We start from the raw sequence: 22709 nt of genomic DNA on the forward strand, positions 1-22709 counted from the left end.
AACCGGTCCAGCTCCGTAGTCCCGCCCCTCTGGCCCGGCACCGATACCTCCCGGAGCTGCGACGCACCGCGGCCACTTGAGCGCAGCAGATCAAGCCTAGGAGCGATAGAAGAAGCCAATTCGGCAAAGCACCCAACCAAGCCACGGAACAGGCCGGAAACCCTCCCTCGACTTTCGATCCTGGGCCGATGCCTTCGCGGTGGCGGAGGTGACTGCACTCGGGCCGGTGCAGGCGAGGCAGGGGACCAGGATGCCCGGGGGCGGCTGCGCGGCGACTTTCACGTCGAGGCCGGCGGTGCGAGGCGATGTAGGTGTGCTGGTCGGCCGCGGTGGTGGGGTTGCTGCCGCCTGGGCCGGTCACCCGTACGTGCACGGCGCGTTTCAGAAGGGCGGGCCTGGTTGCTGTCCGGGCTTCTCGTCGATGGCCGCGATCACTGCGCGGGCCCAGTCGACGGGTGGGGCGGCGTCGAGCAGGTGAATCAGGTGGGCCGTGTTCGCCATGCGATGAGACGGGGCCATGGTCAGCGCGGTGTGCAGGGCGTCGACGAGGTCCCGCGGGTCGTGGGGGTCGGTGAGCAGTGCCGCATTCCCGAGCTGCTGGGCGATACCGGCGTGGCGGGAGAGGACGAGGATGCCTCCGCGTTCGGAGGCGGCTTGAGCGGTGAGGTATTCCTGGACGGTGAGGTTCATCCCGTCCGCCAGGGAGGTCACCCAGAAGACGTGGGCTGCCAGGTAGTGGTCCATGACCTCGGTGAAGGGGAGCGATCGGGGGATGTATTCCACTGGCTGCCATTCACCGGTGCTCCAGCGGGCGTTGAGTGTGCTGATGGCTTGTTCGAGTTCGATGCGGGTTGCCTCGTAGGCGCGGATGCCGGGTTCGGGTCGCGGGCACACGAGCCGCAAGCGCAGTCGTCCGCGCAGCTCTGGTTGTCGGTCGAGGAGGGTCGCGAGGGCGCGGATCTTGTGGACAGGGGCTTTGGCGTAGTCCAGGCGTTCCACGGACAGGACCAGCAGGCTGTCTTCAGTGGTGGCGTGGGGGGTGCGGGAGCGTGCGAGGGCTGCGACGGCTGCCTGGTCGATGCCCAGCGGGTGGACACCGGTGCGTGGCACGGTGGTGCTGTCTTGCAGGAGCTGGTGGAAGTGGTCGGCGAAGGCGGCCGTGTGGAAGCCTGCCCAGTCCAGTTGGACGAGGGAGGTGCACAGCTGTTCGGCGACGGGCAGGGCACGGAAGACGTCGGGCGGGGGGAATGGGGTGTGGTGGAACAGGCCGATGGTCAGGTCCGGCCGAGCGCGCTTGAGGAGGCCGGGGACGAGCCAGAGGTTGTAGTCGTGCAGCCACACGGTTGCGTCGTGGGCGGCGTGGGCGCTGATGTGGTCCGCGAAGGCGGCGTTGACGTGCTCGTAGTCGGCCCAGTGGGCCGGGTCGTGATGGATGAGGTGCGGCTGGGACATCAGCGCCGGCCACAGCATTTCTTTGCAGGCCCGGTGGAAGTACCCGGCCCAGCGGGACGCCGGCACGGGCAGAAGCGCCATGGGCAGGCGGTCGGGGAACGAGGAGGGCCAGGAGTCGTGGCCTTCCGCAGCGACCGCGGCGGCCCACACAGCGTGCAGGCCGCCGTCCTTGTTCGTGCTGCCGACGATGGATGTGAGGGTGGGCAGGATGCCGTTGGGGCTGGAGGGCTGTTCCCATCGTCCTTCGCTCCAGCGAGCGGGAGCGCGGTGGTAGCCGATGACGACAGGTGAGGGCGGATCGACCCAGTTGAGGTGGTGCAGCGTTGAGAGGATGGCGGCGGCCCCGTCGAGGTGGGAGCGGTGGATCAGGGGGCCTTCGGGGGCTCGCTCGGTGAGGGCCGCTTCGGCGTTGCCCACGATGACTCCGTGAGAGCGGAGGTGGAACAGTGACAGGTCATTGAGTGAGTCACCGGCAACGAGCAGGCCGGACAAGGGCCATTGGTGCTTGTGGATGAGCTGCCGGACGGCTGGTCCCTTGCCCGCGCGCGGGGGCAGGACGTCGAAGTAGCGTTCTTCGCTGTAGGACCAGGAGCATCCCAAGTTCTCCACTGCCGACGTGAGGTCGCCGGTCAGCCCTTCGGGAGCCAGAAAGTACGAGCAGCGCCCTTCCTGGGCGACGTTCTGGTACGCGAGTTGAGGGAAGCCGCGCAGCGCTTCCCGGACGGGTGCGTGCCCGGGCCATCCCATCCGCAGGGGGCGTTCCAGCGCGGCGGTGTGGCTCATGTCGGTGGCGTCGATGACGCTGGCACCGACGTCCGCGACGATCCACCGTGGTGCGGGGAGCAGCGGGTCCTGTCGCAGCAGCGCCCGTACGGAGTTCAGGCTGCGGCCTGTGGCGAAGACGACGATGATCTCCGGGTGGCGCTCCAGAGCACGGCGCAGCTGCAGGCGGCTCTCCCGGTCGCCGCCCAGCAATGTGCCGTCGAGGTCGGCGACCAGGACTCTTTGGCCCGCAGGGACGTGTCCGCCACGCGCCCGGTTTTCGCGGTAGTTCATGACAGCCCCCTGTTTTCCTGGTTCCACGTTCAGTGCGGCAGCCGTGTGAGCCATGTCGTGAGCTCGGGGGCGTAGAGCGCGTTCCTTGAGCCGGGTCCGGTAACGGCGGCGGCTCCGCAGGCCACGCCCGCTGCCAGGCAGTCGTTCAGCGGGCTGCCGTCAATCCACCGGTGCACGAAGCCCACGTTGAAGCAGTCTCCGGCTCCCGTCGTGTCCACCACCGGCACCGCAAGAGAGGCTTGAGCTGTCCGAAGCCCGTTCGTTGCGGCTACCGCGCCTGCTGGACCGCGTTTGATCACCACCGTGGGCACCAGCTCGCAGAGCAGTGACAGCGCCTCTTCGACCGTGCCGGCCCCGGTCACCCGCAGCGCTTCTGACTCGTTGGGCGCGAATACGTCCACCTGCCCCAGGGCCTTGCGTACGTCGTCCATGCCGATGTGGCCGGGATGGTCCTGGCAGTCCATGAATACCCGGGCCCCGTGCCGGGCTGCCATTTCCAGCGCGTCTGTGGCGTCCGGCCCGAACTGGAGGAAGGGGAGCATCACCACTGACGGGCGGAACGTATCGATCAACTCTGCGAGAGGGCGGGCCGTGACGGGGTCCTCGTGGGCGATCATTGCCCGGTCCTTCGCATTGGACAGGGCCACCGTCACATTGCGCACAGGGCGTGGGTGATGACGGAAGCCTGCCTCGTCCATGCCTTCTTGACGCGCCGCGGCCAGGACCTCACGGCTGAAGACGTCCGTGCCGAAATCGGCCGCCCACACTGCCTGCCGCCCCAGCCGGTGCAGCCCCATCGCCAACGTGAACGCCCCTCCGGGCACCATGTCCAGTCCATCGGCCCACACCTCGGCCCCCGCGCTCACCGGGCCGCGCAGATCCGTGAGGACCAGGTCGACCGCGTAGGCCCCGGCGATGAGCACTGTGTCTTTCGCTCGTTGAGAGGACATGGGCGTTACCGGCTCAGCCGGTAGGCGATGTACTCCACCAGTCGGCCGTCGCGCTCGCGCTTCAGCCGGTCCACCACCGTGCGCCGTAGTCCGCTGCGGTCCATCAGCGACCGATAGCCGTTGCGTACTGCGTCCGTGGCTGCCGCTGCGACAGCGTGCGGGTTGATGTCGACAGCCAGTGCATCACAGCCGCGTCCTGCGGCCAGGATGCCATTGATGCCGCAGCCGGTGCCCAGGTCCCGCACGCTTCGGCCTCTCTTGGCTTCTGAAAGGACCGACCTGTCCAGCACCTCGGCCACCACAGGAGCAGGCGCGAGGACTTCGGGCGACACCATGAGATCCAGCCCCGGGCAACGCACCACTCGCTCGCCGCTCGCCGCCTCCTGCCGGGCAGTCTCATAACCCAGTTCGTGGCACGCACGAATCAAGTCGGTCTCCTCCTGCGGCAAGTGCGGCACGTGCTGCGGATCAGGCATGATCGGAAACGTAAGCGAACGATGGCGCCCAGTCGTGATGTTGTTGAAAGAAGTGGCGATATATCGACTGCGCATTGCTCAAAAGGGCCCTCCGTGGCGAGCTGAGCCTGGTTCGGCGAGCGTGTGAAGGCAGTTTGTCCTTCATCGGCAAGGTTGGTCATCTGCAGCCGGCTGGCCTGGGCCGGCTGGTTGGGATGTCAGCGAGTCTGCTCGTGATGATGCCCTTCGGGGTCGTGTGTACCTCAGGTAATGGCGGATGCCGTCGTAGGTGACCAAGTAGTCGTGATGGTCCAGGAGTTCCATCCAGATCTGCCTTCCGTTGAGCCTTCTGCCGATCAGGCCTTCGACCAGGTCGGCGAGTTCCCCTGTGAAGGGGGCGGTCAGCAGACGCGTCTCAGTGGCGGTCAGGCGCGGGACCTCCAGGGCCAGGCGGACCTCCCAGCAGCGGAGGTTGTAGCGCTGGCAGAGGTGCTCGCGGAGACCGGCTGGTCGCAGACGCAAGCAGCAGCTGCCTTCGTCCGGGTTGCGTTGGAGAGCGGGGCACGTGATCTGGCGGGAGTCTCTCGTTCGCAACGGTTCGGTGTGGCGCCGGACGGTCCGGTGTTCCGGAACCAGGCCGGTAACTACGTGGAAGCGGCGGCCTATGGCATGACGTGGGCGCGGGCACGGAAGTACGTGCTGACCCGCACGGAACTTGCCTCCGGGCTGGCCAAGCGGCCATACGATCTCCGACATGCCGGGATCTCGTTCTGGCTGTACTCCGGTGTCGACCCGGCAGAATGCGCTCGCCGTGCGGGCCAGAGCATCGAGGTCCTCTTCCGTCACTACGCCAAGTTCCTGGACGGCGTCCGGGAGCAGGCCAACCGCCTCATCGAGCAGTCGATGGAGGAGTGGGACCGGGTCAGCCGGGCCGGGGCGCCCGCGGGGTGAGTCGGAGTTTGGTCCGTGACTGGTCCGGAAGGGCTGGTCACGAGTGGGATACCGGTGGGAGGAACTGGGAGGTAGAGCGCAAACTGGACCCTGCTCTGAGCGGGCTGAGTAGAAGGCGCCTGACGGGTAAAATCCCACGTCAGGCGCCTTCCTCCTCGTACCCCTAGAAGAAGCCCAGCTTCTTCGGCGAGTACGACACCAACAAGTTCTTCGTCTGCTGATAGTGCTCCAGCATCATCTTGTGCGTCTCGCGGCCGATCCCCGACTGCTTGTACCCGCCGAAGGCGGCGTGTGCCGGGTATGCGTGGTAGCAGTTGGTCCAGACTCGGCCGGCCTGGATCGCGCGGCCGGCGCGGTAGGCCGTGTTCGTGTCGCGGGTCCACACGCCGGCGCCCAGGCCGTACAGGGTGTCGTTCGCCGTGCCGATCGCGTCGTCGAAGTCGGTGAACGAGGTCACCGCCACCACCGGGCCGAAGATCTCCTCCTGGAAGATCCGCATGCGGTTGTCGCCTTCGAAGATGGTGGGCTGGACGTAGTAGCCGCCCGCCAACTCGCCGTCGTAGCTGACTCGTTGACCGCCCGTCAGGATCTTCGCTCCCTCCTGCTGGCCTATGTCCAGGTAGGAGAGGATCTTCTGGAGCTGGTCGTTGGAGGCCTGGGCGCCGATCATCGTGTCGGTGTCCAGGGGGTGGCCCGGGACGATCTGTTCCGTGCGGGCGATCGCCGCCTCCAGGAACTCGCTGTAGTGGCCGCGCTGGATCAGGGCGCGGGACGGGCAGGTGCAGACCTCGCCCTGGTTGAGGGCGAACATCGTGAAGCCTTCGAGAGCCTTGTCGCGGAAGTCGTCGTCCTTGGCCCACACGTCGTCGAAGAAGATGTTGGGGGACTTGCCGCCCAGTTCGAGGGTGACGGGCTTGATGTTCTCCGAGGCGTACTGCATGATCAGCCGCCCCGTCGTGGTCTCGCCCGTGAACGCGATCTTCGCCACGCGCGGGCTCGACGCCAGCGGCTTGCCCGCCTCCACGCCGAAGCCGTTGACTATGTTCACCACGCCCGGGGGGAGGAGATCCGCCACCAGGGTCATCCAGTAGTGGATTGAGGCCGGGGTCTGTTCGGCGGGCTTCAGGACCACCGCGTTGCCTGCCGCCAGCGCCGGGGCCAGCTTCCACACGGCCATCAGGATCGGGAAGTTCCACGGGATGATCTGGCCGACCACGCCGAGCGGCTCGTGGAAGTGGTAGGCGACCGTGTCGTCGTCGATCTCGCTGAGCGAACCCTCCTGCGCGCGCAACGCGCCCGCGAAGTACCGGAAGTGGTCGATGGCCAGCGGAATGTCGGCGGCGAGGGTCTCGCGGACGGGCTTGCCGTTCTCCCAGCTCTCGGCGACGGCGAGGTCCTCCAGGTGCGCCTCCATCCGGTCCGCGATCTTGAGCAGGATGTTCGCGCGGGCCTCCGGCGAGGTGCGCCCCCAGGCGGGCGCGGCCGCGTGTGCCGCGTCCAGCGCCAGCTCGACGTCCTCGGCGGTGCCGCGCGCGATCTCCGTGAAGGGGCGGCCGTTGACGGGGCTCGGGTTCTCGAAGTACTGGCCGAGCCGGGGCGGCACGTACTCGCCGCCGATCCAGTTGTCGTAGCGGGACTGGAACGAGACGAGCGCGCCCTCGGTGCCGGGTGCTGCGAAACGGGTCATCTCCGTGGCCTCCCTCTGCCGCGCCGCCCGCCTTTGGACGGCGCACGGTGCGCAGATTAGGCGCGCGGACGTTGCAACCCCGTTGCGAGGCCCTGTTCCTCCTTCAATTCCGTCAACTTGGCCTGTGCGGACGCCTGTTGACCCCTTGGCAGTGCAGTCGCCAGGGCCTGCCACGCCGGCAGGTCGTCCTCGCCCCACGGGCTGTACGCCCAGTCGGCCAGCAACCCCGGGTCGGCGCGGGCCAGCAGCGCGGCCCGTAGCTGGTCGGCCAGGCGTCGGCGCAGGCGAGTCACCGCGGGCGCCTGTGAGCCCGGCAGGAGCGGGCCGGCGTACACCGTCATCGCCGCGGCCACCGCGCCCGAGCCGAGGCGTCGGGCCACCGTGTCGAAGTCCGCGTCCACGGGTGCGGTCAGCCGGTAGGGGCGGGAGGCGAGGAGTTCGGGGCCCAACAGCCGTCGCAGTCGGGACAGTTCGGCGCGCAGCGTGACCGGGCTGACGGTCTCGTCCTCGTACAGGGACACCAGCAGTTCGTCGCCGCTCAGGCCCTCGGGGTGGCGGGCGAGGAGGACCAGGATTTCGCTGTGGCGGTGGCTCAGGCGGAGCTTGCGGCCGTCCGCGACGAGCAGCGCCTCGTCCCTGCCCAGAGCGCTGAGGGAGATCGTTTCGTGCATCAACGGCGGTGCTATCAGGGCGAGTTCAGCCTCTACGGTCCGTGCCACGGCTTGGACGAAGCCCAGGCTGTGCGGGTGGGCGAGGCCGTCGCCGCCCGTCAGGTCGACGGCCCCGAGCAGCCGTCCCGTACGCGGGTCGTGCACGGGGGCGGCCGCGCAGGTCCACCGCTGGACCGGGCGGCGGAAGTGCTCGGCCGAGAACACCTGGACCGGGCGGTCCTCGGCGAGGGCGGTGCCGGGCGCGTTGGTGCCCACGGCCGACTCGGCCCAGCGGGCGCCGGGTACGAAGTTCATCCGTCCGGCCGCGGCGCGCGTTCGCGGATGTCCCTCGACCCACAGCAGCCGCCCCTGCGCGTCGCACACGGCCACCAGGTGCTCGCCGTCACCCGCGTACGACCCGGTCAGTTCCCGTATCACCGGCATGACGCGGGCGAGTGGATGGCCGTCGCGGTGCCCGGCGAGCTCCTCCTCGCCGAGTTCCACACAGGCCGCGCCGTCCGGACTGACCCGGGCCCGCGCGGACCGCCGCCAGGACGCCGCCACCAGCGGACGCACCGGGCGCACCACCCGCCCGTCACCGGTGAACTCGTCGTGCGCGCGCCGGAGTTGGCCGCTTCGCTCGGCAGGGTCGACCCCCGCCTCCAGGGCCACCCAGGACTCGTTACGCCCGTCCGTCAACTCGGCCTCCCTGCACGCCGTATGGACCGCCCCCATCGTGGTCCCGGAGAAGCGGCCCGACAAGCAGCCCCGGGTGACCGGCCGCCGATCAGGCGAAGTTGACCAGTCTGATGTACCGCACCCAGTCCCACTCGGGCCCCGGGTCGGTGTGGTCGGTGCCGGGTACCTGGTAGTGGCCGAGGATGTGCTCGCGGTCCTTCGGGATGCCGTACCGGTCGCAGATGGATGCGGTGAGCGCCGCCGACTTCTCGTACAGCGCGTTCGTGAAGTAGGCGGGCTGGTCGATCCAGCCCTCGTGCTCGATGCCGATGCTGCGGGTGTTGTAGTCCCAGTTCCCGGCGTGCCAGGCGATGTCGTGCTCCCGGACCATCTGTGCGAGGTATCCGTCGGCGGAGCGTGTCACATAGTGCGCGGACACCTTCTTCGCCGGGTTCTGGAAGATGTCGACGGTGTTCGACCAGGTTTCCTGCGTGACGTGGATGATGACGTAGTCGATCGGATACGTCGAAGGCCTGGTGGATGCGGTGTAGTTGGAGTTCGAAGCCGGCATCCAGTGCGCGCCCGGATAGTCCGTGGTGCCGTCCGCCGCCGCCTCGGTCGCCGGGAACAGGAAGCCGGCGGCGGCCGAGGCGGCCGCGCCCTGGAGGAGTCTTCTTCGGTTCATGGACATGCTCCTCAACTAGGCTGGAAATGAAGGGAGTTGGGCTGCCTGCTCGCGCAGGTGGCGGTGCAGGCCCCGGTGCGGCTCGCCCCGCCGGGGCAGCCACTCCTTGCGGATCTTCGCGACACAGGTGTAGTTGGTGTCGCAGACGTTGGCCAGCGGAGCCTCGCCCGCCTGGCTCACGAGTTGGTACGCGTCCAGCGGCGAAAGGCCGTAGTCGCGCTCCAGCCAGCGCACCAGGTCCAACTGCGAGATGCGGAAGGCGTCTTCGAGGGGGCGCGCCGAGCCCGTCGACATGATGTGTGTGTCGGACTCGATGCGTGGCCAGGGTGTGTCGACGCCCTTGAGGAGCTCGATCACGACGACCGTGTTCATGGCGCACTCCACGGCCACCCCACATGTCTCGCCCTCGCCCTGGCGGGCGTGTCCGTCGCCGAGACTGAACAGGGCGCCCTCCACATTGACCCCGAGATAGCAGGTCACACCCGCCCGCATCTCCGGCGTGTCCATGTTCCCGCCGTGGGCGTCCGGGACCAGGGCGGAGCGCACCTCCAGGTTGGCGGGGGCCACGCCGACCGTGCCGTGCATCGGGTCCATCGGCAGCTCGATCTCGATGTCGTTCTCACGGGCCCGGAACAGACACGTCCCGCGCGCCCGGTCGAGTTCCCACATCCACACCACCTCGGGCAGCGGCGGCTGGAGCGTCGCCGTCGCATGGGTGGAGGTGAGCGCGCCGAACAGGGGGACGGTCGTGGACGCGGCCCAGTCGCGCGCGGGCCGGATCGACACGAAGTGCACGGCGAGGGTGTCGCCCGGTTCTGCGCCCTCGACGTAGAACGGCCCGGTCTGCGGATTGAGGAACGGGAACTCGCAGACGCGGGACACCAGATCGCGCTCGGAACGCACCCGCCCGGCGAAGCAGTCCTCGGTGTACAGGTCAAGGGCGGTGCCGGGGGTGATGCGCGCCACCGGGGCCGCACCCCCGAACGTCCAGGCGTACTCGTTCTCCTTGGGCCGCACGGTCAGGATCCGGGGATCGTCGCTCATCCTCGTACTGCTCCTGTCTCCTCGTGGTCCTCATCGGGATCAATGAGGTGAACGCGGCCGGTCTGCGCAAGGCGCTCGGGGTGCCGGCGCGTCACCACCACGAGCACGACGACCCCGATCGCCATCCACGCCCCGACGACGGGCCCGGCGTACGACACCGGCGGCGCGAGCTCGGCGACGAAGCTGAAGGCCGGGATCCCCGCCGCGGTGAGCAGCGCCGGGACGAACGCGGCGATGCCGAGCACCGGGAACAGCACATGCCGAACCGGGCTGAACAGTTCGCGGCGCCGCCGCAGAAAGTATCCGGCGCAGGCCAGGTCGGCCACGATGTACACGCCGATGATCACGGTGACGATGACCGTGGCGAGCAGGGCGAACGCCGTCACCGGGCCGTACCGGAGGCCGAGCCCCAGCATGGCCGCGACCGCCACGACGAACTGCACGGCGACGCCGGTGACGGGCGAGCGGTGGCGGGGGTGCAGGCGGGTGAACGAGCGGGGGAAGAGCCCGATCCGGCCGAGCGCGAAGGCCGTACGCGTCGACACGTTGGAAGACGCGTTGGCGTTCCCGATCGTCGAGTTGACCACGGCCAGGAAGAGGACGACCCAGAACAGCCCGAACGAGGCTCGCGCCACGCCCTCCCACGAGGCGTCGCCGGACGCGCCGAAGCCGGCGAACCGGTCGGGACCGAAGTAGACCGCCATCGCGTACGTGGTCACGACGTACACCACCCCGATGGAGAGCGCCGCCCCGAACACCGCGCGGCGCATCGTGCGTTGCGGGTCCTTGGCCTCTTCGGCGAGCGGGGCGGCCGACTCGAACCCGGCGAAGGCGAGCACCGCGAAGACGGAGCCGGCGAACACCCCGCCGATTCCGCTGTAGCCCTGCGCGGTGTGCGAAGTGCCGAACACGGAGAGGGTGTTGTGGGACCCGGCCGCCGCGATGAGCATCACCGCGAAGGCCATGAACACCAGCACCTCGAAGATGCCGAGCACCGTGCCGAACCGGGCCGAGGCCCGCACTCCGAAGAAGCCCGTGACCGCTATGACGACCGCCCCGGCCAGCGACCACGGCCACCACAGGCCCGCCGGATACGACGCCCACTGCTGGTGCAGGGTGCCCGCCGTGGTGAAGCCGAGCTGGAGCAGCGGCAGGGGCGGTACGAGCACCTCGACGAACACATAGCCCCAGCCGACCAGGAAGCCGACCGCCGGATGCAGCCCCTGCGCACTGTAGGTGGCGACCGAACCGGCGGCGGGCAGGTGCTGGGCGAGCTCCGCCACGCACGACGCCGTGAACAGGCACGCCACCAACGCCACCAGGACCGACAGCGGCAGGCTGCCGCCCGCGAACGCGGCGCCCGCCGGAATGGACGCGGCGACGGCAGCCGCGGGCGCCATCGCGGTGACGCTCTGGAAGAGGACCTCGCGCAGACCGACGGCGTTCTTCGCCAGCCCCGTACCCGTACTGGATTCCCCCGGCACGTCTGCTCCCTCTGTCGGTCAACAGCCAAGAGGCTAGCGACAGTTACCGTACGGTCCGGGGCGCTCGGGGCGCTCGGGGCGGAAGGGGACGGGCGGTGCGGGCGGGGCGCCGCACATGCTGCGGCCCTTCGGGCAGGTTGACGCAACTTCCGCAGAAGGGTCGCGGGGGCGCCCCCTTTCCGCCGACTCTGGAGGGTATGGCCACACCGCCCGTACCGCCCAAGCCGCCCGGTCCGCCGTACGGGCAGGGATTCGGACCGCCGCCAGGAGGGGGCTTCGGGCCGCCGCCGCTTCAGCCGCCGGGAGGGGGACGGCGCAGAGGTCCCTTTCTCGCCGTGGCGATCGTCGTGGCCGTCGTGGCGATCGCCGCCATTGCCTTCGCGGTCACGCGGGGCGGTGGCGGCGAGAAGCCGCACGGCCCCGCTGGGAGCAGCCCCGCGAGCCCGACGCCGACGCCGTCGCTCAGCCTGCCGAGCGGATTCCCGACGTCCCTGCCCACCGCGCTGCCGTCCGAACTGCCCTCCCTGCCAACGGACTTGCCCAGCGGGTTTCCGACCACGTTGCCCAGTGGGTTCCCCACGGAATGGCCGAGCGGGGTCCCCTCCGGGGTGGAGGGGCTGGTGACGGCCGGCCGAACGCTGGGCTGAACGTCCCCCCGCGCCCGGCTCAGCCGCCGGCGCCCCCCTCCGCCGGCATCGTCTCCAGCGCCGCCGCCGGGTCCCGGTCCGCCGGGCCCGCCGGGGTCCAGCGGCCGCGCTCCTTGCGGTAGGGCCACCACCGGCCGTCGCGGCCGAGCCGCAGCTGGGCACCCCGGCCGGTCACAGTCCAGCGGTTGCCGGCCGCCCGCAGTGCCGGGCGCTCGGCCTCGGGCCAGGCGCGGTCGAGACCCGCGACGGCCCGGGCCAGCTCCTCCGCACCCGGAGCCCACTCCTCCTCAAGGGCCTGGAGCGACGCGGCCCCGCCGAGCCGCCAGGCGCGTACGGCTGCGGCCAGATCGGCGGGGCGACGCCCCGAAGCGGTGGCGAGGCGTGCCGAGATCAGGTTTTCGTGACACGAGGCGGCCAGGCGAACCGTGTCCTGATCCTCCGTCAACTCCGCCTCGAACGGATGCAGTTCATGCCCGGTCGCCAGCGCCTCCGCCAGCATGCGGTGCGCCCGTGCCGCCGCGTCGGCGGCCAGGAATTCCAGCGCCGCCGGGTCGACACCGGGCTCCGGTGAGGTCTCGGTGTCCAGGTGCGCGGGCTCGCCCGGCTCCGGCGGAAGGTGAGGGAGACCGGGCAGCGGCGGCACTATGTCCACGGCCGCGAACGCCTCCTCGACCGGGACGCCCTGAGGTAGCGCGGGCTCGTCCGCGAGCGGGCCCGCACTGCGCTCCTGCAACGCGTCGAGCAGCGGCCGTTCCGCGCGGCCCCGCATCAGCAGCAGGACGAACGGATCCTGGTCCAGGAGCCGCGCCACCTGATAGCAGAGAGCCGTCGAGTGCGGGCAGTGGTCCCAGGCCTCGCAGGTGCACGCGGCCTCCAAGTCGCCGATTGCGGGGAGGAGTTCGACCCCGGCGCTCGTCGCGTCCTCCACGAGGTGCGGTGGCATCTCGCGGTCGAGCAGGGCCGCGACATGCCCCGCGCGCTCCGCCGCCATCGTCAGGAAGCGGTCCCAGTCGTCCTCGTCAAGCTCCTGCAGCAGCACGTCGCTGCGGTGCTGCGAACCGTCCCGGCCCCGTACGACCGCGGTGATCCGGCCCGGCCGAACCGTCACCGCGCCGACCGTGCCCTCGCGGGCGAGCCGGCGCCCCTCCTTGAGCTGCCGGCCGTCGAGCGCGGTGTCCTCCAGGGCCTTCAGCCAGGCCAGGCCCCACCAACTGGTCGCGAAGCCGCGCCCGTGCGCGGGCGGCAGCGGTTCGAAGGTGCGCTCGTTCTCGTACGTGTCGCTCATCGCCCGCTCCCTCGCAACGCCACCAGATCCGTCAGCTCGGCATCGGAGAGTTCGGTCAGCGCGGACTCGCCCGAGCCGAGCACCGAATCCGCCAACTCCCGCTTACGGTCCAGCATGTCGGCGATCCGGTCCTCGATGGTGCCCTCAGTGATCAGCCGGTGCACCTGGACCGGCTGGGTCTGGCCGATGCGGTATGCCCGGTCGGTGGCCTGCGCCTCGACCGCCGGGTTCCACCAGCGGTCGTAGTGGACGACATGGCCGGCCCGGGTGAGGTTGAGGCCGGTGCCGGCCGCCTTCAACGACAGCAAAAACACCGGGACTTGACCTTCCTGGAAGCGCTGCACCATTTCCTCGCGGCGTTCCACGGGCGTCCCGCCGTGCAGGAACAGCGTGGGCACACCGCGCGCCGCTAGGTGCTCCTCGATGAGCCGGGCCATCTGCACGTACTGGGTGAAGACGAGGACCGAGCCGTCCTCGGCGAGGATGGTGTCCAGGAGCTCGTCGAGCAGCTCCAGCTTCCCCGAGCGGCCGGTGATCTCGGGGTCGTCCTCCTTGAGGTACTGGGCGGGGTGGTTGCAGATCTGCTTGAGTGCGGTCAGCAGCTTCATCACCAGGCCGCGCCGCTCGAAGCCGTCCGCGCCGGAGATCTCGGCCAGCGTCTCGCGCACCACCGCCTCGTACAGGCCGGTCTGCTCCTTGGTGAGGGAGACGGCCCGGTCGGTCTCGGTCTTGGGCGGCAGTTCGGGAGCGATGCCCGGGTCGGACTTGCGGCGGCGCAGCAGGAAGGGCCGCACGAGCCGGGAGAGCCGTTCGGCGGCCGCCGGGTCGGAGCCGCTCTCGGCGGCGGACGCGTACTTGGTACGGAACGTGGCGAGCCGGCCGAGGAGGCCGGGCGTGGTCCAGTCGAGGATCGCCCACAGCTCGGAGAGGTTGTTCTCGACGGGCGTGCCACTGAGCGCCACCCGGGCCCGCGCCCCGATCGTACGCAGTTGTCGGGCGGTGGCGGAGTACGGGTTCTTGACGTGCTGGGCCTCGTCGGTGACCACCATGCCCCACTGGGCGGCGGCCAGCTTGGCGGCGTCCAGGCGCATCGTGCCGTACGTGGTGAGCACGAACTCGCCGTCCGCCAGCGAGTCGAGCGAGCGGGAGGAGGCGTGGAAGCGGCGCACGGGCGTGCCCGGCGCGAACTTCTCGATCTCCCGCTGCCAGTTGCCCATGAGGGAAGTGGGGCAGACGACGAGGGTCGGGCCCGCCGACGCCGGGTCGCTCTGGCGGTGCAGATGCAGGGCGATGAGTGTGATCGTCTTGCCGAGGCCCATGTCGTCGGCGAGACAGCCGCCGAGGCCCAACGAGGTCATGTCGGCAAGCCAGTTGAGTCCGCGCAGCTGGTAGTCGCGCAACTGGGCGGTGAGCGCGGCCGGTTGGGCGACGGGCTGCTCGCGGTCGCCCTCGGGATCGGCGAGGCGGTCACGCAGGCGGGCCAGCCAGCCCGTCGCCTCGACGTCGACCCGGCGTCCGTCGATCTCGGTGGAGCCGGTCAGGACGGCGGCGAGCGCGTCGACCGGGGTCACCTTGCGGTCCTGGGCCGCGCGGGCGCGCCGCACCTCCTCCGGATCGACGAGCACCCACTGGTCGCGCAGCCGCACCACGGGACGATTCGCCTCGGCGAGCGCGTCCAGCTCCTGCCGGGACAGCTCGGTGTCGCCCAGCGCGAACCACCAGTTGAACGCGAGCAGCGCGTCGGCGGACAGTACCGAGGGCGCCCCGGACTCGATCCGCTCGGGTCCCTGGTCCTGCGGGCCGATCACCGCACGCGCCGTCAGTTTGCGGGACAGCTCCTTCGGCCAGTGCACCCGCACGCCGGTCGCGGCCAGCGTGCGCGAGGCCGCGCCGAGCAGCTCGGCCGCCTCCTCGTCAGCGAGCTCGACCGCGTCCGGCACGGCGGCCGAGAGCAGCGGGGCCAGCGGGGCCCAGGCGCGGGCCGCCCGGCGCAGGGCGAGCAGCGCGTCCATGCGGGCCCGGGGGCCGAACGCGGCGGCCGCACCGGATCCCGCCCACACCTCGGCGGCGTCCGCGACCAGCGCGGGATCGCTGACGCTGTGCATCTGGAGCACGGCCCGGAACACCGGCCCCGCGCTCTCGGGGTCCGCCGAGGCGAGCCCCGGAAGTTCCACCCGCAGCGAGATCCGTACGCCCGCGTCGTGCCCGGCGGCCACATCGGCGGCCCAGGCCCGTTGCTCCGGCAGCCGCTGCGGCGCGTCGGCGGCGAAGGCCGGCGAGCCGGTGGCCCGCATTGCGGCGAGGGTGCGCGGAAGGCCGTCGGCGACCGCGTCCAGGAAGGCGCGCAGGAGCCGCTCGGGCTCCGGAAGCAGCAGCGGTCCGGGCGCGTCGAGCGGTACGGCATGTGCCTCAGGAGGCATCGCGGCGGCCAGCTCACGCACCTTGTCCAGCTCGTCGGCGCCGAGCGGACCGACCCGCCACGCGTCGTGGTCGCTCGCGGTCAGACCGGGCAACAGCAGCCCCCGAGCGGCGAGTTGAAGGGCGAGCAGGGCTGCCGTGCCCCAGAACGCGGCGGGGCGCGATGCCTGGGCCGAGGCTCGGGCCCGGGTGAGCACGGGCAGCGCGTCGCGCACCGGCAGCAGGAGGGCGCGCACGTCGTGGAGCGCGACGTCTGCGCCGACGACGGTGAGGTCCTCGACGGTGCCGGGCGCGGCCGGGGGCGCTTCGCCCTCCGGGTGCCAGAAAGCCATCCGCCCGGTGCGGGAGGGATCGGCGGGCAGGAAGGTCACGGAACAGCTGGCGAGTTCGGCGAGCTGGGGCGGCGTGGGAGCGGGGAGCCTCTGCACAGCGATAACGCATTCCTCAAATTTGACTACGTTGGCCGGAGCGGCCGAGGGTACAGGAAAGAACGGCCGGGCGGGGGCTTCGCGAGGTGGCCTGCGTCACACGCGATGCGGGTGGGTGTTGCCAGCACCACCCGGCGGCGCGGGGCAAGCCCCCGCCGGTAGAGGGGTGGTGGCTCCATGGTCGTCAAGGGGTGGCTGTCCGTACGTTCAGTCAGGTCAGCGCAGGGGACTGCGGGGGACGACCGACCACCGGAGACGTCATGTCACAGGCGACCATGCCGCAGCCCACCGCGGGCCTCGGCGCCCCTGCCGAGCCGCGGGCGGGCAGCGAATTCGCGCCGCTGCTCAAGACGGTGAAGGGGCAGGGCCTGCTCGACCGGCGCACCGGCTGGTACGCGACCCGCATCGCCGTCAACCTCCTCGCCCTGGCCGCGACGATCACCGCGCTGGTACTGACCGGCGACACCTGGTGGAATCTGCTGCTCGCCGTGCCGCTCTCGGTGTTCTGGGCCCGCAGCGCCTTCTTCGGCCACGACGCGGGCCACGCCCAGATAACCCGGGGCAAGGGCGCGGGCCGGCTCATCGGCCTGTTCCACAGCGACCTCCTGCTCGGCATGAGCTACGCCTGGTGGAACGACAAGCACAACCGTCACCACGCCAACCCGAACCACATCGACAAGGACCCCGATGTCGGGGTCGGCGCCCTCGTGTGGACCCAGCGCCAAGCCGAGCAGCGCGAAGGCTTCGCCCGCTGGCTCACCCGCAACCAGGCCCGCCTCTTCTTCCCGATGCTGCTCCTGGAGGGCATCGCCCTGAAGGTGTACGGATTCCAGGACCTCAAGCGGCAGCCGCCCCGCGAGCGGGCCGCCGAGGCGCCCCTCCTGACCGCCCACCTCGTCGGCTACGCGACCCTGCTCCTGACCGTCATGTCGCCGGGCAAGGCGCTGGTGTTCGCCCTGGTGCACCACGCGCTGTTCGGCCTGCACCTCGGCATGACCTTCGCCCCCAACCACAAGGGCATGGAGATGCCCGACCCCGACGACCCCGAGGACTCGGGCTGGGGCCATCTGCGTCGCCAGGTCCTGACCTCGCGCAACGTGCGCGGCGGCTTCCTCACCGACTGGTTCCTGGGCGGCCTGAACTATCAGATAGAGCACCACCTCTTCCCGAGCATGCCGCGCCCGCACCTCAGGCTCGCCCAGCCGATGGTCCGCGCCCACTGCGCCGCCGTGGGCATCCCGTACACGGAGACCTCGCTGACCGAGTCCTACCGGCAGGCGCTGGGTCACATGCACGAGGTCGGCGCGCCGCTGCGGAAGTGACGCATAGTGGAAGCAGAGCTGGAACCAGCGGGCGCCGCCGTGCGTTCTCTGGACAGGAAGAGCGGCCACAGGCCGCGCAAAGGAAGGCGACGGACATGTCGAAGCGCGCGATGATCGCCGGCGGTGGAGTCGTGGCGGGGCTCATCCTGATCCCACTGATCGGTTTCTGGCTCGCCCTGCTGGTGCTGATCGGCGTCCCCGTGGCGGCCTACCTGATGCTGGACCCGAGCCAGCGCCGCAGGCTGCGGCACATATCCCGCAAGGAGCTCGGCCGCTAGGCAGCCCCTGGATGCCCCTGGATGCCTCTGACCTGCCGGGATAGGCTCGGGCCGATCATTGTCACGGCAAAGGGGAGCCCCGCGCGATGAGCGGCACCAAGGGCACGGTCACGGCGGTCAGCAGCAATGGTGAGTACTCATTCACCAAGCCGAGCCGGGACAGCATCACGCTGCTGCCCGGGCTCGGGGTGGAGGGAGACGTCCATGCGGGCGTGACGGTCAAGCACCGCTCTCGCGTCGCCCAGGACCCGACGCAGCCGAACCTGCGCCAGGTCCACCTGATCCACGGGGAGCTGTTCGGTGAGGTCGCCGAGCAGGGCTTCGAGGTCGCCCCCGGGCAGCTCGGCGAGAACGTGACAACTCAGGGCATCGACCTCCTCGGCCTGCCCGTCGGCACCCTGCTGCACATCGGCGCCGACGCGGTCGTCGAGGTCACCGGCCTGCGCAACCCCTGCCTCCAGATCGACGGGTTCCAGGACGGCCTCCTGAAGCAGGTCGTCGGCCGCGACGCCGACGGCAACATAGTCCGCAAGGCCGGAATCATGAGCGTGGTCCGCGCGGGCGGCGAGATCCGCCCGGGCGACCCGATCACGGCCGAGCTACCGGTGGGACCGCACCGGCCGCTTGAGCGGGTTTAGGCGGTTGGGGCTCAACTGGGCGTCGGTGCGGGGGAGTTGAGGCCGGGGCGGGCTGGTGCCTGCGCCGCCCGAGGTGTTGGCGCGGTTGAGACAGCGGGCGTGCTGCTCAGCGACGTCACACCGCGACGCTCACCCGCGTCACTCGTAGTAGTCCCGCATCAGCTCCACCGACCACTGCGGCTGCGTGGTCTCGCCGCGCGGGCCGAATTCGGCCATGTGCGGCTTGATGTCGAGCACCGGCGTGCCGTCCACCGCGTCGAGCCCGGCGACCCGCACCTCCAGACCCTCGACCGCGAGGACACGGCAGCGCGAGACGCCGAGGCGGTTGGGGCGGTTCTTGCCGCGCTGGGCGAAGATCCCGACCAGCGGCCAGTCCGGGTTGCCGCGCGGCCGCCGGGCGCCTGACTCGATCTTCTCGGGGGCCACCCGGTCGAAGTGGAAGACCACTTCGAGATGCGAGAAGTCCGCGAGACCGTACAGCGCGTCGGGCCCGAACTGCTCGGCGTCGAGCCGGATCACGGCCGTCTCGCGGTCCCAGTGATCGTCGGCGACCTCGGCCCGCCCGCCGACGACCCACCCCACCGGCCGGCACACGACGTCGGGCCCGGCCGAGCCCTTCCCGTTCGCGTTCCCGGCCCTGCCCTTGTCAACGCCCTTGTCCGTCATGGCAGTTCCTCCCCGTAGTGCCCGTTGCGCCCCTTCGGCACTCGATCGGATCGAAGTGCCGGGAGCGCCGGGGACGATCGTAGACCTGGTGATCCCGAACGCCCGGTCGGGGTTCGGCGGCGGCGACCGCTCCCTCAGGACGGCCGCACGGCCATGGCCTCCAGTGCTTCGAGGAGGGCGGGCAATTCCGTGCCGCGGCCCACGGGGTGTACCTCGCCGGGGGAGTCGTCCAGCAGGACGAAGGCTATGTCGTCCGTCCTGGCGACCAGGGACCAGCCGGGGCCGTCGGCGCGCAGCATGCGGGCGCCGCCCGGGGCGAAGGCCGAGCGGACGCGGCCGACCGGGGGAGCGGAGTCGAGGTAACCGTGCAGCTCGCTCAGTACGCGCCGGACCCCGGACATCTCGGCCCCGGCGTCGGGGTGTTCGGAGTCTTCGTCCGGATCGGCGTTCGCTGAGCCCTCGCCCTCGCCCGCCCCCTGGTCCGCACCTGAGGCCACGGGCCCGGCCGCCCCCTCCTGCGGTACGGAACGCGCAGGTGTCGCTGCGGCTTCGGGCTCTGCCGAGGAGGCTCCCGCGGGTTCGGCCCCGCCCGGCGCGGCCCCTGCGGATTCCGGCTCGTCCGAGGTCGGCGCGTCGTCCGGTGCCGGCCCGAACTCGTCGTCCCCCAGCTGCTCCCGCCACGCCGCCCACTGCAGCGCGATCTCGTCCGCGCCGAGGCGGCGTTGGGCCGGGCCCCATTCGGTCGTGTCGGGGGAGACGAGCGGGCGCCGGCCCTCTGCTTCGGGGACGGGGTCGTGCGGGGCGGGGATGTCCGGGGCCGAGATGGCCAGTTCCAGGGGCCAGCCGGGCAGGGCCGCGACCACGGTGCGCTCGTCCGGCGACAGCTCGTACTCCATGCCGCAGTCCCAGGACGCGATCGCGACCGCCACCAGCGACACGTCGTCGACGACCACCGTCCAGCGCGCGCCCGTGCCGTCCTGGCCGAGTACGAGACCGTAGCCCTGCGCGTACGGCCCGAGGCTGAGCGCCGCGCACGCCTCTGGGTAGTCGTCGCCGAGCACGCTGGGGAACTGCGCCGGCGTGAGGAGCACCGCCGTGAGCACGTACAGCGCCTCTTCTGCGGCGGTTGCGGCCGCTTCGGCCTCGTCCGTCCCGGTCACGGAATCCTCCCCTACGGTTCGCTCGTCGGCGCACCTTAACTACTGAGTAACGCGGACGTCGAGGGTCATGAACCAGCAACTCGCGGGGTGCTCCTCAGGCCGCCGGCAGGCCCATCAGTTCCTGGGCGACGGCACTCGGGGACTCGTCGCGGTCGCGGGCCAGGGCGATGACCGCCCGACAGGCCAGTTCGCGCACCCCGAACGACAGGGCTTCGGGCGACACCCAGCCCGCCGCCTCTTCGAGCGCGTCCTGGTCGTCCTCCGCACAGGCGGCCACATACGCGGCCGCAGCCTCGAAGATGTTGTGGTGGCGATCGTCGGCCGCTCGCGACCGGGCCGGCTTCCGGAATCTCCCGAACATCAGGACCACCTTCCCTGGATTCCCGTGGACGACCCGGCCGCAGCGCGGCAGCGCCGAACTCTCGAACGGTCCCGTCCAACGTAGAGTTGAACCTCCGTCGACACATAGGGGGCAGCGGTGACTCGCTTCGACCGGCTCAAGGAAATCCAACGACTCGACCCCGAGCGGGACTTCCTCGCGATCTACCGAATGTCGTCGACGCTGGAATTCCCCTGGGACTACACGCGCGCCCTGGAGTTGGCGCTGTACCGCACCTACGCCGTGCCCAGCATCGGCCGACTCCTCGCCGAGACCGCCGAACTGACGGACCGTCCGCAAAAGAGGTACGACGACACCGTCCTCCTCCTCGACACCGTCGTCGAGCACGGCTTCGACAGCGTGGGCGGACGCACCGCCGTGCGTCGCATCAACCAGATGCACCGCTCGTACGACATCAGCGACGACGACATGCGCTACGTGCTCTGCACCTTCGTCGTCATGCCCAAACGCTGGATCGACTCCTACGGCTGGCGGCGGCTGAGCGACCACGAACTGCGCGCCTCGGCCCGTTACTACCAGACCCTCGGCAAGCACATGGGCATCAAGGAAATCCCGGAGTCCTACGAGGAGTTCGAGCGCTGCCTCGACGAGTACGAGGCCGCCCACTTCGGCTTCGACGAGGGCGCGCGGCGGGTGTCCGACGCGACCATCGACCTGATGGCTTCGTGGTATCCGAAGCCGCTGGCCCCCCTGCTGCGCACCGCGAGCCTCGCGCTCCTCGACGAACCCCTGCTGCGGGCGTTCCGCTACGCCCCGCCCGCCCCCGCCGCACGGACCCTGGTCCGCGGTGCGTTGCGCCTGCGGGCCCGCACTGTACGCCTGCTCCCGCCGCGCTCCGCTCCCCATTACGCGCGCCAGAACCCCGAGGTCAAGGGCTACCCCAAGGGCTACCGCGTGCCGGAGCTCGGCACATTCCCGACACCGGGCGTACGCGGCTGTCCCGTCCCGCACCTCAAGGCCACCGATGGCGAGTGAGCGCGGCTCAGGGCTCCAGTGAACGCAGCGTCGCGCGGAGCCACTTGAGCTCCGCCGCGCTGGTGGCCCGGGCGATCGTGAGCATGCCGCGCCGGAACGGGTCGTCCAACTCCTCGGCGCTGATGGGCCGTTCACCGTCGTAGAAGAAGCTGGCCGGTTCCTCCAGGAAGGCCAGCCTGCGGCGCAGCACGGCCGCCTGCTCGGCGGGGTCCGGCAGATGGCGCAGAAACGCGAGCAGCGTGAACCAGCGGTTCTCGTCGGTGACATCGAGGCGGTCCGGTTCGGCGAGCCGGTGCAGCAGATCCTGGCGGCCGGCCTTGGTCAGGGTGAGCGTGTGCCGGGGCGCGGCCGCCGCCCCCGGCTGGGTCTCGCGGGCCAGCAACCCCGCCTTCTCCAGGCGTTTGATCGCCGGATAGAGCGTGCTCTCGCCGACCGGGCGCACATGGCCGGTGAGCGCGGTGATGCGCTTGCGAAGCTCGTAGCCGTGCAGTGGCGCTTCGTAGAGGAATCCCAGGATGGCGAGTTCGAGCATGCCCGCATTCTGCCTCATGTGTGGGGTACATCGGTAGCGTAGTACTACGTCACCGATGTATGGTCTCGTTCGAAGGAAGCGACCAGCGACAGGGAGTGCGTCATGCGGCAGGCGGAGTTCGACGGGCGGGGCAGCCGGATCCGGTGGACGGAGAGCGAGGGGGAGGGGGCCGCGCTCGTCTATGTGCACGGTCTGGGTTCCATGTCGGCCGTCTATCACGCGCACGTCGCCGGGCACCCGGCGCTCGCGGGCCGCCGTCAGCTCTTCGTCGACCTGCCCGGTCACGGCATCAGCGACCGGCCCGCCGACTTCGGCTACACGCTGGAGGACCACGCGGGTGCGCTCGCGGCGGCCCTCGACGCGGCGGGCGTCACCGGGGCCGAGCTGGTGGCGCACAGCATGGGCGGCGCGGTCGCCGTCGTGCTCGCCGACCGCCGCCCCGATCTCGTGACCCGGCTCGTGCTGACTGAGGCCAACCTCGACCCCAACCCGGTGCCGACGGCGGGCAGCAGTGGGATCGCCTCGTACACCGAGGAGGAATTCGTGCACGGCGGAGGCTTCCCCGCGGTGCTCGAACGCGTCGGCCCGCTGTGGGCGGCGACCATGCGCCTCACCGACCCGCTCGGCCTGCACCGCACGGCCATCGGCCTCGTGCGCGGTACGGAGCCGACGATGCGCGAGCTCCTCATGAAGCTGCCGGTCGACCGCACCTATCTGGTGGGCGGGCTCGACGACTCGCTGCCCGGGCGCGCCGAACTCGTCGGCTCCGGAGTCCGGGTCGTGACGATTCCGGACGCCGGCCACAACATCGTGTTCGACGCCCCGGCCGCCTTCGTGCGCGAAGTGGCCGGGCCGGCCGCGGTCTGAT

General features: G+C 70.7%; 21 protein-coding genes. 7 read left to right on the top strand and 14 right to left on the bottom strand.

Annotation, left to right across the window (positions count from 1 at the left end; translation table 11 throughout):
• Positions 1 to 381: 381 nt before the first annotated feature.
• The 3 genes from OHA17_RS36730 to OHA17_RS36740 are packed head-to-tail and all read right to left on the bottom strand — an operon-like array spanning position 382 to position 3934.
• Positions 382 to 2508: a trehalose-6-phosphate synthase gene (locus tag OHA17_RS36730; protein WP_406510100.1), complete on the bottom strand. Its 2127-nt coding sequence runs from the start codon at positions 2506 to 2508 to the stop codon at positions 382 to 384.
• A gap of 29 nt (positions 2509 to 2537) precedes the next feature.
• Positions 2538 to 3431: a carbohydrate kinase family protein gene (locus OHA17_RS36735; protein ID WP_406510101.1), complete on the bottom strand. Its 894-nt coding sequence runs from the start codon at positions 3429 to 3431 to the stop codon at positions 2538 to 2540.
• 32 nt (positions 3432 to 3463) lie between these two features.
• Entirely contained in the window at positions 3464 to 3934 is a 471-nt protein-coding gene (locus OHA17_RS36740; RefSeq protein WP_406510102.1) for a 50S ribosomal protein L11 methyltransferase, read from the bottom strand.
• 282 nt (positions 3935 to 4216) lie between these two features.
• Between OHA17_RS36740 and OHA17_RS36745 the strand changes: the two genes are divergently transcribed.
• Entirely contained in the window at positions 4217 to 4864 is a 648-nt protein-coding gene (locus OHA17_RS36745) for a hypothetical protein (RefSeq protein WP_406510103.1), read from the top strand.
• Between the two features lie 163 nt (positions 4865 to 5027).
• On the opposite strand, the gene adh is transcribed toward OHA17_RS36745, so the two are convergent.
• From adh to OHA17_RS36770, 5 genes are read right to left on the bottom strand one after another with little or no spacing between them, the layout of a single operon-like run.
• A complete protein-coding gene (gene adh / locus OHA17_RS36750; protein ID WP_406510104.1) occupies positions 5028 to 6551 on the bottom strand; it encodes an aldehyde dehydrogenase in 1524 nt (507 codons plus the stop codon).
• Between the two features lie 56 nt (positions 6552 to 6607).
• Positions 6608 to 7936 (bottom strand): GAF domain-containing protein, encoded by a 1329-nt coding sequence (locus OHA17_RS36755; RefSeq protein ID WP_406510910.1) that lies wholly within the window; start codon positions 7934 to 7936, stop codon positions 6608 to 6610.
• A 52-nt stretch (positions 7937 to 7988) separates the two neighbouring features.
• On the bottom strand, positions 7989 to 8564 hold the full coding sequence (locus OHA17_RS36760) for an N-acetylmuramoyl-L-alanine amidase (protein ID WP_406510105.1): 576 nt from the start codon (positions 8562 to 8564) through the stop codon (positions 7989 to 7991).
• Positions 8565 to 8579: 15 nt separating this feature from the next.
• Positions 8580 to 9608, bottom strand: coding sequence for an acetamidase/formamidase family protein (locus tag OHA17_RS36765; protein WP_406510106.1), 1029 nt, complete (start codon positions 9606 to 9608; stop codon positions 8580 to 8582).
• Complete coding sequence (locus OHA17_RS36770; protein WP_406510107.1) at positions 9605 to 11092, bottom strand: APC family permease; 1488 nt, start codon at positions 11090 to 11092, stop codon at positions 9605 to 9607. The genes OHA17_RS36765 and OHA17_RS36770 overlap by 4 nt, the downstream gene beginning before the upstream one ends.
• 335 nt (positions 11093 to 11427) lie before the next feature.
• Between OHA17_RS36770 and OHA17_RS36775 the strand changes: the two genes are divergently transcribed.
• Positions 11428 to 11739, top strand: a complete 312-nt coding sequence (locus tag OHA17_RS36775; RefSeq protein WP_406510108.1) for a hypothetical protein — start codon at positions 11428 to 11430, stop codon at positions 11737 to 11739.
• A gap of 19 nt (positions 11740 to 11758) precedes the next feature.
• Here OHA17_RS36775 and OHA17_RS36780 read toward each other — a convergent pair whose 3' ends face one another.
• Together OHA17_RS36780 and OHA17_RS36785 are read right to left on the bottom strand one after the other, a co-directional pair.
• Entirely contained in the window at positions 11759 to 13024 is a 1266-nt protein-coding gene (locus OHA17_RS36780) for an SWF or SNF family helicase (protein WP_406510109.1), read from the bottom strand.
• Positions 13021 to 15870: a DEAD/DEAH box helicase gene (locus tag OHA17_RS36785; RefSeq protein WP_406510110.1), complete on the bottom strand. Its 2850-nt coding sequence runs from the start codon at positions 15868 to 15870 to the stop codon at positions 13021 to 13023. Before OHA17_RS36785 ends, OHA17_RS36780 begins: the two co-directional genes overlap by 4 nt.
• Before the next feature lie 275 nt (positions 15871 to 16145).
• Between OHA17_RS36785 and OHA17_RS36790 the strand changes: the two genes are divergently transcribed.
• The 3 genes from OHA17_RS36790 (at position 16146) to OHA17_RS36800 (ending at position 18108) form a co-directional block, all read left to right on the top strand.
• Entirely contained in the window at positions 16146 to 17192 is a 1047-nt protein-coding gene (locus tag OHA17_RS36790) for a fatty acid desaturase family protein (RefSeq protein WP_406510911.1), read from the top strand.
• Positions 17193 to 17287: 95 nt separating this feature from the next.
• Positions 17288 to 17470, top strand: coding sequence for a hypothetical protein (locus tag OHA17_RS36795; protein WP_406510111.1), 183 nt, complete (start codon positions 17288 to 17290; stop codon positions 17468 to 17470).
• An 86-nt stretch (positions 17471 to 17556) separates the two neighbouring features.
• Positions 17557 to 18108: an MOSC domain-containing protein gene (locus OHA17_RS36800; protein WP_406510112.1), complete on the top strand. Its 552-nt coding sequence runs from the start codon at positions 17557 to 17559 to the stop codon at positions 18106 to 18108.
• Positions 18109 to 18246: 138 nt separating this feature from the next.
• Here the strand turns inward: OHA17_RS36800 and OHA17_RS36805 are convergent, their stop codons facing one another.
• From OHA17_RS36805 to OHA17_RS36815, 3 genes are all read right to left on the bottom strand, one after another.
• Positions 18247 to 18774, bottom strand: coding sequence for an SAM-dependent methyltransferase (locus OHA17_RS36805; protein WP_406510113.1), 528 nt, complete (start codon positions 18772 to 18774; stop codon positions 18247 to 18249).
• A gap of 134 nt (positions 18775 to 18908) precedes the next feature.
• Entirely contained in the window at positions 18909 to 19934 is a 1026-nt protein-coding gene (locus OHA17_RS36810; RefSeq protein WP_406510114.1) for a hypothetical protein, read from the bottom strand.
• 94 nt (positions 19935 to 20028) lie between these two features.
• Positions 20029 to 20295 (bottom strand): hypothetical protein, encoded by a 267-nt coding sequence (locus tag OHA17_RS36815; protein ID WP_053724953.1) that lies wholly within the window; start codon positions 20293 to 20295, stop codon positions 20029 to 20031.
• Positions 20296 to 20412: 117 nt separating this feature from the next.
• On the opposite strand from OHA17_RS36815, the gene OHA17_RS36820 reads away from it, so the two are divergent.
• Positions 20413 to 21309, top strand: coding sequence for an oxygenase MpaB family protein (locus OHA17_RS36820; protein ID WP_406510115.1), 897 nt, complete (start codon positions 20413 to 20415; stop codon positions 21307 to 21309).
• A gap of 7 nt (positions 21310 to 21316) precedes the next feature.
• Here OHA17_RS36820 and OHA17_RS36825 read toward each other — a convergent pair whose 3' ends face one another.
• On the bottom strand, positions 21317 to 21841 hold the full coding sequence (locus tag OHA17_RS36825; protein WP_406510912.1) for a PadR family transcriptional regulator: 525 nt from the start codon (positions 21839 to 21841) through the stop codon (positions 21317 to 21319).
• Positions 21842 to 21943: 102 nt separating this feature from the next.
• Between OHA17_RS36825 and OHA17_RS36830 the strand changes: the two genes are divergently transcribed.
• Positions 21944 to 22708: an alpha/beta fold hydrolase gene (locus tag OHA17_RS36830; protein ID WP_406510116.1), complete on the top strand. Its 765-nt coding sequence runs from the start codon at positions 21944 to 21946 to the stop codon at positions 22706 to 22708.
• Position 22709: the final 1 nt, after the last annotated feature.

It is taken from the genome of Streptomyces sp. NBC_00212, from assembly GCF_045206365.1.
In the GTDB taxonomy this organism is placed as follows: domain Bacteria; phylum Actinomycetota; class Actinomycetes; order Streptomycetales; family Streptomycetaceae; genus Streptomyces.

Bases quoted from the DNA above. Each gene is read 5' to 3' on its own strand.
- OHA17_RS36800 (WP_406510112.1), top strand. From the start codon at position 17,557: ATGAGCGGCACCAAGGGCACGGTCACGGCGGTCAGCAGCAATGGTGAG.
- OHA17_RS36740 (WP_406510102.1), bottom strand. From the start codon at position 3,934: ATGCCTGATCCGCAGCACGTGCCGCACTTGCCGCAGGAGGAGACCGAC.
- OHA17_RS36760 (WP_406510105.1), bottom strand. From the start codon at position 8,564: ATGAACCGAAGAAGACTCCTCCAGGGCGCGGCCGCCTCGGCCGCCGCC.
- OHA17_RS36765 (WP_406510106.1), bottom strand. From the start codon at position 9,608: ATGAGCGACGATCCCCGGATCCTGACCGTGCGGCCCAAGGAGAACGAG.
- OHA17_RS36790 (WP_406510911.1), top strand. From the start codon at position 16,146: ATGCCGCAGCCCACCGCGGGCCTCGGCGCCCCTGCCGAGCCGCGGGCG.
- OHA17_RS36795 (WP_406510111.1), top strand. From the start codon at position 17,288: ATGTCGAAGCGCGCGATGATCGCCGGCGGTGGAGTCGTGGCGGGGCTC.
- OHA17_RS36830 (WP_406510116.1), top strand. From the start codon at position 21,944: ATGCGGCAGGCGGAGTTCGACGGGCGGGGCAGCCGGATCCGGTGGACG.
- adh (WP_406510104.1), bottom strand. From the start codon at position 6,551: ATGACCCGTTTCGCAGCACCCGGCACCGAGGGCGCGCTCGTCTCGTTC.
- OHA17_RS36805 (WP_406510113.1), bottom strand. From the start codon at position 18,774: ATGACGGACAAGGGCGTTGACAAGGGCAGGGCCGGGAACGCGAACGGG.
- OHA17_RS36780 (WP_406510109.1), bottom strand. From the start codon at position 13,024: ATGAGCGACACGTACGAGAACGAGCGCACCTTCGAACCGCTGCCGCCC.
- OHA17_RS36730 (WP_406510100.1), bottom strand. From the start codon at position 2,508: ATGAACTACCGCGAAAACCGGGCGCGTGGCGGACACGTCCCTGCGGGC.
- OHA17_RS36815 (WP_053724953.1), bottom strand. From the start codon at position 20,295: ATGTTCGGGAGATTCCGGAAGCCGGCCCGGTCGCGAGCGGCCGACGAT.
- OHA17_RS36825 (WP_406510912.1), bottom strand. From the start codon at position 21,841: ATGCTCGAACTCGCCATCCTGGGATTCCTCTACGAAGCGCCACTGCAC.
- OHA17_RS36755 (WP_406510910.1), bottom strand. From the start codon at position 7,936: ATGGGGGCGGTCCATACGGCGTGCAGGGAGGCCGAGTTGACGGACGGG.